A 13,529-nucleotide genomic window follows, 5' to 3' on the forward strand; every position below is an offset into this window, starting at 1 on the left:
CAGTTCATTCAGTAATTAAAAAAGTGATGAATTTGCCAGGGTGTGGTGCTCGTGAAAATATTTATTAAAAGTAAAATATAAACTGGTTAGAAATTACAAAGGTATAAAAATAATGTCAGGCGGTAAACTCAATAACATTTCGGATTTGGTTATAAAATTTAGTTGTCCTGATCAATCTGGGATAGTTGCGGCTGTCGCAAGCTTGTTTAACGATATTGGATTTAATATTCGCGAGTCATCTCAGTTTGAAGATGTGCAAAAGAAACAATTTTTTATGCGCACGGTGTTCAACGTAACCGCTAAGCAGCCACCAAGATTTTCGATTGAGCAATTGCGAAATGAGTTTTGTGGTTTGGCTAATAAATATGAAATGCGTTGGGAGATGCACGACCTGAACTACCGACCCAAGGTGATAATTGCAGTCTCTAAATGGGGACATTGTTTGAATAATTTACTGAATAGCTGGAAGCTGGGATCCTTGCCAATCGACATTGTCGGAGTTGTCTCCAATCACCGGGATATGCAATCTCTAGTTGAATGGTATGGCTTGCCTTATCACTACTTAGAAATCGTGAATGGTCAGAAGATTGAACAAGAAGAGCGACTTCGCCGATTGTTCACTGACACTGATACAGACTTCTTGGTCTTAGCACGATATATGCAGATTCTTAGCGACACTTTTTGTGACGATTTTTCAGGTCGAATAATTAATATCCATCATTCATTTTTGCCTGGTTTTAAAGGCTCAAAACCCTATCATCAAGCTTTTGAGCGAGGGGTGAAATTGATCGGTGCCACCGCACACTTTGTTACTGGCGACTTAGATGAGGGGCCCATCATTGAGCAAGCAGTTGAGAGGGTGAGTCACGCCAATTCGCCGGAAGAGTTGGTATCAATAGGGCGAGATGTTGAGGCTGTTGTGTTGCAGCGGGCCGTACGTTGGCATGCTGAGCACAGAGTTTTGTTGAATGGCAATAAAACAGTTATTTTTCGTCGATAGCCATTATTCGTTCGAATGCATACAACGATTACCTGCGCAGCGCCCCACTTATTAATGAATGGCTCCCCCGGTTTGCAAACTATGTATGATTTTTTAATTGTTGGTGGTGGAATAGTTGGGCTATCAACCGCCAAGCAATTACAAGAACGTCACCCCGATAAAAAAATTCTTCTGGTCGAGAAGGAAGACCAGCTGGCGTTTCACCAGAGTGGTCGAAATAGTGGTGTGATCCACTCAGGGATTTATTACCCTCCCTCCAGTTTGAAGGCTAAATTTTGTCGTCTTGGTGAGCAAAAAATCAAAGCGTACTGTCGTGAAAAAAATATTCCTTTTAAGACGACAGGAAAACTAATTGTTGCTACAGAAGAATCGGAACTTGAGCGTCTGCATAATCTGTTTGAGCGAAGTAAAGAAAATAATATTGATTGTGAATTATTACCTGCAGAAAAATTGCATCGGTTAGAGCCAAATATTGTCGGGCTCAAAGCCATACTCGTGAAGTCTACAGCCATTGTTGATTACGCCACCGTGTCGAAGGCTTTTGCCGAAGATTTTTTGGCGTTAGGTGGAGAAATTAAACTGTCAACTGAGGTTGTGGCGTTGACAGAATCTGATCGTTGCGTGGATGTTCGGACCAAAACTGGAATTTTTTTTACTCGGTTTCTCGTTGTCTGCGGTGGATTGCAAGCTGATCGTTTAGCTAAGATGTTAAAAATCCCTGTTAATTTTAGAATTATTCCTATTAAAGGAGAGTATTACGGTCTGCCGCCAGAAAAACAAAACGTAGTGAAGCACGCTATTTATCCCGTCCCGAATCCTGAGATGCCTTTTCTGGGAATCCATTTGACGCCGATGATGAGTGGGGATCTTACTGTTGGTCCCAATGCAGTCATGTCGATGAAGCGCGAAGCCTATGCGGGATTCCAGTTCAGCATTAAAGATTGTTGGTCAAGTATTAGCTATTTCGGCTTTTGGAAAATGTTCGGCAGCAACTGGCGCTATGCGCTGTCCGAATTGTGGAATTCCCTGGCCAAGCGCCGATATTTGAGTCTTGTTCGACGATATTGCCCCTCAATTGGGCCGTCTGATTTATTACCTTATAAACCAGGAATTCGAGCACAAGCGGTTTTACCAGATGGTACCTTGGCCCATGATTTTTTATTTTTGAGTTCGCGCCGTAGTTTGTTGGTTTGCAACGCACCTTCTCCCGCAGCGACATCAAGTCTTCCGATAGGGGAGTATGTCTGTGATAGAATCGACCGCTATAGTTCTGACGTGTAGTTTTATCGGGTTATTGAAGCGAATTTTCGGCGGCAAAGGCTACACTTAAAATAAATGTAGGACCATCTATTCGGATAAGTTCGTTTAGTTAATCGGATATAAATTTTTAAATAAGATTGAATGATAATGACAGAAAAAAATAGACTAGCGGTGGCTATGAAAGCGGGTATGCGATTTTTAGCGAGCGGTGTTACCGTGGTCGCTTCTCGTGATAAAAATGATCAAGCTCATGCCATGACGGTTACTTCGACTACTTCCTTGTCGGATGATCCGGCTTCTCTTTTGGTTTGTTTGCATTCCGACTCGATGACTTGCAAATCACTGACTCTCGGTGATGACTTTAGTTTAAACATCCTCAACGACCAACAGGCTGATATTTCTCAGCGTTGTGCTTTTGTGCCTGAAGATGACAATCGGTTGAAGTTGGGTGCGTGGCAAGATTTTGGCGTGAATAAGACTCCCTACTTGTCTGATGGTTTGGTAAATTTTATCTGCGAGATTAAAAAAACTATTCACTATGGTACACATCTAATTGTTATTGGTGATGTAAAAGAAGTTATGGTAAATGAGAATAGCGAAGCGCTTTTGTATTACAACGGTGAATATTTAACGTTGGGTAAAAAAGTATCGATTTAGTTTTATTTTTCTGGGTGCTTATAATCACTCGATGAGCGCCTACTGTTCTTTTAAATAAGTTTCGAGCGTTTTGTAGAGCTCAGCCGGTAAGATGGGTTTTGAAATACAGCTCGACATTCCTTTGTCGATATATGTTTGACTCTCATTTTGTACTGCGTGAGCGGTCATCGCGATAATAGGGATGTTGGCATGTTGACTGATTGCTCGAATAGCCTCTGTAGCTTCAAAGCCATCCATATAAGGCATTTCTATATCCATTAAAATCGCAGAGAATTGTCCAGGGTGACTTGCTTTCATTATGTACACAGCCTCAGTCCCATTATTGGCAAGCGTCACATCCAAACCTTTGTGTTTTAAAATTCCCGTCGCAACTTTTTGATTTACCCTATTATCCTCCACCAGTAAAATTTTCTTACCTTTAAATTCTTGGTCGACGATTGGTGCGGAAATACTTGCTCGAATATTCTGTTGCTCTTCTTCTTCATTTTCCGCGTTACAAACAATGGTGAACTTAAATCGTGCGCCTTTTCCTGGCGAGCTTTCTACGCCTATTTCGCCATCCATTAAGTTGACTAATTGTTTGGCGATGGCGAGACCTAAGCCGGTGCCGCCATATTCTCTACTGGAGGAGCCGTCGGCCTGAGTGAAGGGATCAAATAAATTTTTAATTTGTTTTTTGCTTAAACCAATTCCGCTATCGGCAACGGTATATTCTATCGTTAATTTACCCGCTTTATTTTCAAGTAGCTTGGTGCTTAATATGACAGAACCACTTTTGGTGAATTTAAAAGCGTTGTCGAGCAAGTTCGCTAATATTTGTCGTAAACGAGTTGAATCGCTGGCAATAAATGCGGGAATATTTGGGTCAACGGAAGTCGTTAATACTAGGTTTTTTCTCTGAGCAATTGACTTGAAACGATTTGCCACTCGCTCAATGTGTTTTGAAAAATTGAATCGACGATGTTCTAAAATTAATTTCCCCGCTTCGATCTTCGAAAAATCTAAAATGTCATCAATAATTTGTAATAGAGATTTTGCGGCAGTATCGATATCCTCTACGTAGCCCCTCTGCTCGTCGGTTAGCGGAGATTGCAGAGCTAAATAAGACATACCGATAACCGCGTTCATGGGGGTGCGTATTTCGTGGCTCATCCTAGCTAAGAATTCGCTTTTCGCAATATTCGCTGCTTCGGCTTCTTGGTAAGCAATTTGTAAGTCTGCATCAGTTCGTTTCAATGTGGTGATATCGGTCATGGTGCCCGTCGCGCGAATCGGTTTCCCGGTATCATCCCATTTGATTACTCGACCCCTCATTAATATCCAGACTAGGTCCCCTGTTTTTGATAAGTGTCTTACTTCCAAAGAAAACTCGTCGACCTCTCCTGAGGCCAATTTTCTCTCGTTATCGACGAGTAACTCTCGATCGTCGATGTGAACGTTCTTAAAGTGAATGGGCGCAAAACCACGATTTTTATCTGCATCGAAACCCAGCATTTCGAAATAATGCGGGCCGATAAAAACAGTTTTCTCAAGGATGTTGTATTCCCAAACGCCAAATGACGCAGCATCCAAGATGACATCATTGCGTTTCTCGCTGACTTCAAGTTCTTGAAGAAGACTTTCTTTGATGATGAGTTTTGTCAAGGTTTCAGCGATTGCGTCTGCTGCCTTTTTTTCTAGATCTTGCCAGTGATGGGGATTAGTTTTTTGGCAAATCAGATACCCGAGTAGTTGTTCGTCTCCTTTGAGTGGAATAATCATCTGCGCACGAAAATTAGCGAGTCGGCTTCGCTCTATCATTCGATGATTTTTAGCTAGTTGTTCGGTGTCAAATATGTAAGTTGGATCCCTTGGTGCATCATGTTGAACGACAATATTAGGGATAACTTCGTGAATAGATTTTTGATTTGCTTGGTGCCACTCGGCATACACGTAGATGTTTGCGCCGTCAAAAAGACGCAAAATACAGCGCGAGTAATCAAATCGTTGCGCAAGCTCCTGTAGGGTCGAGGTGACTGCTATTTTATCTCTGCTGTGATATAGAATACTTGTTTGTTTAAGTAGCCAGTGATCTAAGTCGGCCCGCGCTAAAATATCGACTTCTTTTTGTTTGTTGTCGCTTATGTCGACAGAGATCGCAGTAATTAATTCGACTTCTCCATCATCGTTAAGTTGGCATTTGAATTTTGAAGAAATTATTCGTATGTTCCCCTGGGGATCTTTAATACGGTATTCTTGTTCGTGTGCCTCGCCATTACTAAAGCAATTGTCTAGATTTTTAAGGAATCGATCTAGATCTTCTTCAATAATAATGTCTGTGTAATCGAATTTTTCTCCATCGGCCTTTGATGGTTCCGGATAACCTATACGTGAGTAAATAGTTTTATTGTGTTCGACCCACGCTGTTTTAGGAGACCAGGTAGAAAACGCTTCTTCGGTTGTTGAAACCAATTTTGCTAAAATATTTTGTTTCTGTTCTAGGTTGTACTGTTTGCCCAGTCGGTAAATTGTCGATACCAGTTGACATATAATTCGAGACAATATTTCCCAGTTATTTTGAAATGTTAAACTTTCTTGGTTATTTTTCGCTGTCTTGTTAAAAACAACCAGACATAAGAATCTCTTGTTATTGATGGTTGGCCAGTAAATGTTTTCTTCAATTATTCTTGGTTGCATTGTGGCGAAAGAAACTTGCGCGAACTCTTCTTTATTTTCTGTTTCAGCTTGCAATAACTCGCGATAAATTCTGAGTACATTTTCGGGAAGGTTCTGCTTTTCGCTTTTATTTCTCGCAATGCTGAATTCGTTGAGTGTATCTTGAAATAAGAATTCCAAATCGATCAGCTGATTTTTTCTGCCCAGAGGCGCGTATATTTTGACGGAGCTGCTATCGCCAAGTTGTTCTAGGGTAGATAGCGTTGAGCGCAAGCTTGCAAAACTAGTTGCACGTGATAATTGGCTGGCACTTGTTACCGCGTCGTGTGCAAATGTATCTTGATCGGGCAGGTGAGTACGGTTCTGCTTAGAAATGGCGTCCGGTAATTTATTTCCCGGTATCAATATTTCTGGATCCCTCGGAGTCATTTTATCTGCCATGCTCGCGCGAGAATCGCTGCCAAGTTTCCGGGGTTAACGGGTTTTGCAATATGGTCGTTCATGCCAGCCTGCAAGCATTTTTCTCGGTCACCCACCATAGCGTGTGCAGTCATCGCGATGATTGGGGTTTGGTCGAAGTCAGGATTTTCTCGGATCTCTTTTGTCGTTTCGATACCGTCTTTCACGGGCATTTCGATATCCATTAAAATCGCATCGAACTCTTTACTTCTCATTAGGTTGAGTATATCGAGAGCTTCGCTGCCGTTATTTGCCGTAACTACAATGACGCCAAATTTGGCAAGAATTCCCGCTGCAACTCGTTGATTAACAATATTATCTTCAGTTAATAAAACTTTTTTTCCTTCAAATAAGCTCGTGTTTAAGTCTTTTGATGGAATGATTTGCGGTAAGCCGCTGTTCTCTTCGTTGGGTATAGTGTGTTCCTGTTGTTTAAAGACTACCGTGAAGTGAAAGGTTGTCCCGACTTTTGGCAAACTAATCACATGAATCGAGCCACCCATCATTTCGACTAAATGTTTACAGATCGAAAGACCTAAACCAGTGCCGCCAAATTTTCTCGTAGTCGATATTTCCGCTTGAGTAAAAGGCTCAAATAAATTTTTTGCTTGGTCTTTACTGAGCCCTATTCCAGAATCCTGCACCGAAAACAGAAGACTTAAGGTATTTAAGGTCAGATTGGAATCCGCATTTTGAACGGATAGAGTGATTGTGCCGTCTTTGGTGAATTTGACCGCGTTGCTCAGCAGGTTGGTGATGACTTGGCTAAGTCGATAGGGGTCACCTATTAACAGGTCGGGTATGTCCTCACCGATCGACAACAGCATTTCATTCCCCGTTTGTTGAGCACGAACGGAAAACAGTTTCATGATTCTTTTGAGTTCGTTGCGGACGTTAAAAGGTTCGTTAACAATGACTAATTCGCCGGATTCAATCTTAGAGAAATCCAAAATATCGTCGATGACATGAAGCAGGGATTTAGCGGCGCCTTCTATATCCTGGAGGTAGCTTTCTTGATCGCTATCAAGCTCGGTATCTAGCGCTAGGTAGGACATGCCAACGATGGCGTTCATTGGCGTACGAATTTCGTGGCTCATACGTTCAAGGAATTCACTTTTAGAACTGTTGGCCTGTTCGGCTTTTTTTCTGGCCTGCTTTAACTTGGTTTGAGCTCCTTTTAATTGGTGGATGTCCATAATTACACCTGCAGAACGTAACACTTGGCCATCTTCGTCACGCTCTATTATTTTTCCTCTCGCCAGGATCCAAATATACTCGCCATTACTTTTAATCACCCGAAGTTCTTTTTCTCTAAAATCATCGAGGCTCTGATACCAATCTGAAAAAATATCGAGAACTAAATGACGATCATCAGGATGCACAAGCTCATACAATGGCAGTTGGTGCGTAAAATCTTCTTTTTTGTATCCAAGTGCTTCAATTAAATGATGGCTTCTAGTCATCGTGTTAGTTTTTGCGCAATGTTCCCAGTGCCCAAGGGTGGAGTTCTCCATCGCCAATTGAAATCTTTCTTCTGACGCGCGTAAATCGTCGAGGACTCGGTTACGCTGAATGGTTAAGTGAATGGCATCGGAAAAGATTTTACTGTTGCTAATTTCTTCATCGGTCCAAACATGAGGTTGTTCGTGTATCAATACAAGAAAGCCTATTAGGACCTTAGCTTCGAGCATAGGTTGAATGATTACGGATGAAGATCCCATCGCCTTATAGTGATCGGATATTTTTTTTGGCATTTCACTGTGGATATCATTGCAGACGAAAGCGTCACCATGTTCGATAAGTCGACCTATCCAACCAGTTCCAGTGGAAGAGATAAGATTGGGAAATAGGGACTCGACGGATTCTAGTTCGCTGTCATGGTATTCAGATACTAGATTGCAGTAGAGTGTTTCAGGGTCCACTACTCGTATACTGGCTCGCTGTAAGCCAAGATTTTTCGCTATTGCTTTCAGTGAACGGTTTAAAGAGGTGAAATTATTGCAATCGAAAATATTTTGAGTTTGCTCTAATAGCCACCTTCCTGATTCTTCGGCAAGCTTGGCAGTAAGCTCGGCGGACTTGATGGATTCGATATTTCTCGAAATAGAAACGATTTCTCTCGCAGAGCCATCTTTGTTTTTCCCTACGACAGTAGATTTGGCGTGAAACCAAGATTCGTTGCCTTTTGGCCCAATTAATCGATAATCGTGTTCGTAACTCTCGCCGCTTTCGAGGCCGCGTTTAAAATCTGTTAATATCGGTAGACGATCGTCTGGATGAATCGGATTGATTTCATTTTCGGCGTATAAGCTTATGTTATCTTTTCTATGTCCGATATCGCTAAGCCGATCAAAATTATGATATTGCCAGCTTCTCTGTTGATCCCAGCTCGTATAGATTGATCCGGAATTTTCCAGTAATTTTTTAGATAATCCATAATAATATTGATTAGATTCACTGTTTGATATTCTACGGATGTTTAAGAATAATATTTCGCACAGTGACTCTATGATTTCTACGGGTTGTTGCGGTTTATTGGCCTTACTAGATTCAAATAGACAAATTCCTGAGTCAATTTTGTTGTCTATATACGACACAATTTCATAGTGATCATTCCCAGCCAATTCTGTATTTAAAAGTTCTTCCATTATATTTATTAAGGTCTTATGCCGTTCATTTGAGTGTCCCGATTCTCCATGAAAAAACTCATGGATTCTCGAATCATCTATCGCAAGTGTTTTTCGATCTTCAGGGTTTTCATATTTTGGATTTTTTGAATCAAACAGCGTGGATAGTTCTTTCCGTGTGAGGTCTACGTTCAGAATCACAAATTCTGATATGTTTAGTTGGGATTTACAGAAAGCGCTTACTCGGTGCAATTCTTTGAAGGTGTCGGCGACCAAAAGTAATTCACTTAGATCCAGTACGCGGCTTTCAAAGGAAGCGGGTTGAGAAAGTGGAGGCGCAGCTAACAATGTATCATTACTCATAATCTCGCCCCCCTTTTTAACTTTGCGCAAAATATCTGCGTGCGTGAATTTAATTGTGAATTATTGTCTATAGAAAAATTCTGTTTTCTAATTTTGATTTTCATCCCTTAAAAATTCTAATAAGGTGTCATACAAGATCGCTGGTTTAACGGGCTTGGTTAAATGTTTAGAAACGCCTGATGTTTGGCTTTTTATCTTATCTTCGGTTTTATTGTGTGCGGTTAGTGCGACAACGGGCAAAGTTAAGTAAGCGTCGTTATTTTTGATAATTCTGGTTGCTTCATATCCATCCATTTTAGGCATGTCCATATCCATGAGCACAATGTCAAAAGTATTGGGCGGCAGGCCGAATAATTTATCAACGGCTTCTTGTCCGTTATTTACGATGGTGACATCAATACCTTTCAAACTCAGCATGCCAACGGCAACACGCTGATTAATAATATTATCTTCCGCCAGTAGTACACGAGCGTTGGCTAGTATTTCGTCGTCAAGTCGGTGTGGGTTGGGCCAAATTTCGCCGTCGTCAAGTGATTCAGATAGATCAAATAGCGCTTCGTTTAATTCCTCGATAAGGATGGGTTTTTCTAAGTACCTGTCAACGCTTTGCTTGTCGACAGAGCCACGAAAAATGTCTTCTTGCTTGTATGCAGAGAGCATCATGATTTTGGGTAAGTGACGTAATTTTAGCTCTTGCTTGATGTACTTACTGGCGGTTAAACCGTCAAGTTCTGGCATTGAAAAATCGATCAGCACTAGATCAAAATAATCTCCGCCGTCTGCTTTTTTCAACAACTCTACTGCATCGTTACCGTTATCCACCAATTCAATACGGAGGCCCAGTCGGCTCGCAATATCTTCGATAATCCTTTGATCAACTGGATTGTCCTCTACGATTAAGGTTCTGATTCCCTTGGTGATGTCCAGATGTAGATCGCTTGGGTCGACTTGGTCATGACCACCCATAGTAAATAAAGGTCTGGTTTGTGTTTTTTCCGAATTTGACTTGGGAGTTTCTGCGCTGCAGCGAGATTCCGAGCGTTTTGCGAGACCGCCAAATATTGGGTTTATACTGCGATTCATCGATAGTGGTGTCGGGCCATCCGAGCGGCGTCTAAATTGTGACATTACGAAATCTCAGGGCATTTTAGCCGTAATATTGCGATGGATACGGAGGTGAAAGCGGCATTCTCTCGTCATCCATCACTTAGGGTTGTTTGTCATTTGTCCTTAAATTAGTGTAGTCGAGTTTTGGTAATTTCGGCGCCGACTCGGGTGAGTAGGGTGGCGAAAGCTTGAGTATGTCCTAGCCAAGGTGATCCGGAGAAATATTTGTCCTAATATTTTTGTTTTTCAGGTATATAATTAGCTAAATAAGACTGAAAATCGAAAAAAATAGAAAATAATACTAATATTATTAATAAGTTAGGATGATTGTTGACTAGAGCGGTTCGCGCAACTATAGTATCCGCCAAGCTCTTGTTGAGATCTGGGCGTCGTTTCTTGGTGTTGAATTGAGCAGCATCAAAGGTAAAGCGATAGATAAGATAGAAGATAGAACGCGCCTGTCGATCTAACTGGTATCGATTAATTTAGCCACTGATTTAGGAATTTACATTCCAGCCACCATGAAAAGTTATTTGTTAGTTCAGTCTTGTTTAGTTTTTCCTATCCCCCTGCCAGCTGTGCTTTTTGGTCTGCTGCCGCTGCGCGGCTAATTCTTCCTTTTAAAAAATTTACACATTACCGTGGCGTCCAAAATGAGTTGGCTCGTCTCGATACTTATTGAAGTTGAGAAATTTACGTGGAGAAATTCTCATGAGCACGATTAGTAACAAAGAAAAATTAGTTATATTTGACACCACCTTACGTGACGGTGAACAAAGTCCCGGTGCGTCAATGACTAAAGATGAAAAAATCCGCATTGCAAAAATGTTAGAAAAAATGCGTGTCGATGTAATCGAAGCGGGTTTTGCGATCGCGAGCCCTGGTGATTTTGAGTCTGTAGAAGCCGTGGCGAAAGTTGTGAAGGACTCAACTGTTTGTAGTTTGGCAAGAGCGGTGGGTCCTGACATTATTCGCGCTGCCGAGGCATTAAAATCAGCTAATGCGCCGCGCATTCATACTTTTATCGCAACGTCGCCGATTCACATGAAGTACAAATTAAATTTGCCGCCAGAACGTGTGCTCGAACAAGCGGTGGACGCGATCAAGCATGCGCGTAACTATGTTCCTGATGTCGAGTTTTCTTGTGAGGATGCGAGTCGATCAGAGTTTGAGTTCTTGTGCCGCATTATTGAGGCTGCTATTGATGCCGGGGCGGGTACGATTAATCTTCCCGACACGGTTGGCTATGGCGAACCCGGGGAGTATGGCGCGATGTTTAAACGCTTGATTGAGAATATTCCCAACTCAGACAAGGCGATATTTTCGACTCATTGCCATAACGATTTAGGTTTGGCTGTGGCGAATTCTTTATCGGCGGTGATGAATGGTGTGCGGCAGGTTGAATGCACGATCAATGGACTTGGTGAGCGAGCCGGCAACGCTTCTCTTGAAGAGATAGTTATGGCCGTTCGTACACGGAAAGATATCTTTCCTGTTGAAACCCAGATTGCGACGGAACATATTGTGCCGACTTCACGCTTGGTATCGACAATTACTGGTTTTGCGGTTCAGCCAAATAAAGCCATTGTCGGCGCCAATGCTTTTGCTCATGAAGCGGGAATCCATCAAGATGGCGTTCTTAAGCATCGCGAAACCTATGAGATTATGAGTGCCCAAGATGTCGGCTGGAAAAACAATCGCATCGTTCTTGGTAAACACTCTGGCCGTGCGGCGGTGAAAGCGCGCCTTGAAGATTTGGGTGTCACTTTCGATTCTCCGGCAGCGTTGAATATTGTGTTTGAGCGATTTAAAGCGTTGGCAGATAAGAAGATGGAAATCTTCGATGAGGATCTTCAGGCGATTGTGGGCCATGTTGAAGAAAGCAAAGTGGGTGAAACCTATCAATTAAATAATCTTGAGGTCATTTCGAAAACCGGAACGGCCCCTCTCGCTAAATTAGAAATGACGGTGGACTCGACGACATTCCAGACCGAATCAGAAGGCGGCGGCCCAGTGGATGCAGTCTTCAAAGCGATTGAAAAAATTGCCAAAAGCGGTGCTGATTTACAATTGTATTCGGTAAATGCTATCACCCAGGGGACTGATTCCCAGGGGGACGTCACTGTTAGGTTGGAAAAAGACGGTGTAATAGTTAATGGTGTAGGTGCCGATACTGATATCATTTGCGCTTCAGCGAAAGCTTACATGCATGCACTTAATTTATTGCGATCGGGTGCGAGCAAAGTACACTGGCAGGAATACGGCGTTTGATTTCTGACTGGGGTCTGACAACGCAAGCGTGCAAAGTCTGCCAATGCACGCTCGCGTTTATTTTTGCCTCGGAAGAATGACGCACGACAATACTCTCTACTTAATAAGTCGAAACAAATGACGATATGATTTCTCAACAAACACGCCAGTATTATTTGCAAAATCTTGGCATCGATAGTTACTTTCCGCGCAATCAATTGCCGGGTGCTGCGGTTTCGCCTATTTATGCTGACCAGAATGAATTTTTTGATGATGCAGATGTTGAGTCAACGACGAGAAGTCAGGCGGAGCAGTCTGCAAGAATAAGCATCGAAAATCTCGATGGTGATGTAGAGAACGCAATCAAGCCATCGTCAGATAAACAAGCTAAGGCTTCAAGCGTAGCTAAAGTGCCAATAGACTTTGATGTGGGTGCTAAACCTAGACTTGCCAATATCGGATCAACTTTAGTTTCTGCACAAAACAATAAAGCAGTAGTCCACCATTTTTCTTTAGCGGTTTGGCGTTTGAGCAGTAAATTAATGATTGTTGATAGCCGTAACTCACGCTTAGCCTTGCCAACGACAACGTTGCTAGCCAATATTCTGATGGCAATTGATTATGCTGATCCGCTGCCGAAATTTGATACTGTTCGTTGGCCCTTGGCAAGTGATCGCAGTCGAAATACGAGCAGTAGTGAAGAAGAAGCAAGAGGATTTTTTCAGGCATATTTGCAAGCCCAATTCGAAAAGCGCCCAAGCGAAATAGTGTTATTGATGGGAGCACATGCGGCTCGATATGGTTTGTCGAGTGAACAATGGTCGGATGCAGGAGAAGATCCCAAGAAAGAAGCGGATCTTCTTGGTAAGGTTTTTGATTTGTCGACGAGTCAAAAAGCTATTGTGGTGCCTAGTTTGGCGGCCATGTTGCGGAAGCCGGAGTTAAAAGCGATAACCTGGCAAGCTATAAAAAGCCTAAGAACCCCTTAAATAATCAGATATTTTCAACCTAACAGTGTCTGCTCCTTACTCGACAAATGTGTTTCGAACACTTTTGATTGCCAATGTAACTCGGAGGGTGAAAACCAGGATGGCTTTCATAAATTCTCTGTTGCTTCGTGTAATTCCGGTTCTTCTGGCTAGCGTATCTCC

8 protein-coding genes are annotated in these 13,529 nt (G+C 42.2%); 5 read left to right on the forward strand and 3 right to left on the reverse strand.

Annotated features, from left to right (window positions below; genetic code table 11):
- Window positions 1-112: 112 nt before the first annotated feature.
- From purU to ACYUCY_RS03030, 3 genes are all read left to right on the forward strand, one after another.
- Window positions 113-1,000 (forward strand): formyltetrahydrofolate deformylase, encoded by an 888-nt coding sequence (purU, locus tag ACYUCY_RS03020; RefSeq protein WP_460224964.1) that lies wholly within the window; start codon window positions 113-115, stop codon window positions 998-1,000.
- A gap of 15 nt (window positions 1,001-1,015) precedes the next feature.
- The gene (lhgO, locus tag ACYUCY_RS03025; RefSeq protein ID WP_460224965.1) at window positions 1,016-2,281 is read left to right on the forward strand and encodes an L-2-hydroxyglutarate oxidase; all 1,266 of its coding nucleotides are present in this window, start codon (window positions 1,016-1,018) and stop codon (window positions 2,279-2,281) included.
- A gap of 126 nt (window positions 2,282-2,407) precedes the next feature.
- Window positions 2,408-2,917, forward strand: coding sequence for a flavin reductase family protein (locus tag ACYUCY_RS03030; protein ID WP_460224966.1), 510 nt, complete (start codon window positions 2,408-2,410; stop codon window positions 2,915-2,917).
- 39 nt (window positions 2,918-2,956) lie between these two features.
- Here ACYUCY_RS03030 and ACYUCY_RS03035 read toward each other — a convergent pair whose 3' ends face one another.
- From ACYUCY_RS03035 to ACYUCY_RS03045, 3 genes are all read right to left on the reverse strand, one after another.
- Complete coding sequence (locus ACYUCY_RS03035) at window positions 2,957-6,013, reverse strand: ATP-binding protein (protein ID WP_460224967.1); 3,057 nt, start codon at window positions 6,011-6,013, stop codon at window positions 2,957-2,959.
- Window positions 5,998-9,021 (reverse strand): ATP-binding protein, encoded by a 3,024-nt coding sequence (locus ACYUCY_RS03040; RefSeq protein WP_460224968.1) that lies wholly within the window; start codon window positions 9,019-9,021, stop codon window positions 5,998-6,000. The genes ACYUCY_RS03035 and ACYUCY_RS03040 overlap by 16 nt, the downstream gene beginning before the upstream one ends.
- Window positions 9,022-9,108: 87 nt before the next feature.
- Entirely contained in the window at window positions 9,109-10,149 is a 1,041-nt protein-coding gene (locus ACYUCY_RS03045; RefSeq protein ID WP_460224969.1) for a response regulator, read from the reverse strand.
- Window positions 10,150-10,839: 690 nt separating this feature from the next.
- Between ACYUCY_RS03045 and ACYUCY_RS03050 the strand changes: the two genes are divergently transcribed.
- A complete protein-coding gene (locus ACYUCY_RS03050; protein WP_460224970.1) occupies window positions 10,840-12,399 on the forward strand; it encodes a 2-isopropylmalate synthase in 1,560 nt (519 codons plus the stop codon).
- A 125-nt stretch (window positions 12,400-12,524) separates the two neighbouring features.
- A complete protein-coding gene (locus ACYUCY_RS03055; protein WP_460224971.1) occupies window positions 12,525-13,367 on the forward strand; it encodes a uracil-DNA glycosylase family protein in 843 nt (280 codons plus the stop codon).
- Window positions 13,368-13,529 lie beyond the last annotated feature (162 nt).

The organism is Aurantivibrio infirmus (assembly GCF_054767315.1).

Excerpts from the sequence above, each read along its gene's own strand:
- purU (WP_460224964.1), top strand. The coding sequence starts at position 113 with ATGTCAGGCGGTAAACTCAATAACATTTCGGATTTGGTTATAAAATTT.
- ACYUCY_RS03035 (WP_460224967.1), bottom strand. The coding sequence starts at position 6,013 with ATGGCAGATAAAATGACTCCGAGGGATCCAGAAATATTGATACCGGGA.
- ACYUCY_RS03045 (WP_460224969.1), bottom strand. The coding sequence starts at position 10,149 with ATGTCACAATTTAGACGCCGCTCGGATGGCCCGACACCACTATCGATG.
- ACYUCY_RS03040 (WP_460224968.1), bottom strand. The coding sequence starts at position 9,021 with ATGAGTAATGATACATTGTTAGCTGCGCCTCCACTTTCTCAACCCGCT.
- ACYUCY_RS03030 (WP_460224966.1), top strand. The coding sequence starts at position 2,408 with ATGACAGAAAAAAATAGACTAGCGGTGGCTATGAAAGCGGGTATGCGA.
- ACYUCY_RS03050 (WP_460224970.1), top strand. The coding sequence starts at position 10,840 with ATGAGCACGATTAGTAACAAAGAAAAATTAGTTATATTTGACACCACC.
- ACYUCY_RS03055 (WP_460224971.1), top strand. The coding sequence starts at position 12,525 with ATGATTTCTCAACAAACACGCCAGTATTATTTGCAAAATCTTGGCATC.
- lhgO (WP_460224965.1), top strand. The coding sequence starts at position 1,016 with ATGCATACAACGATTACCTGCGCAGCGCCCCACTTATTAATGAATGGC.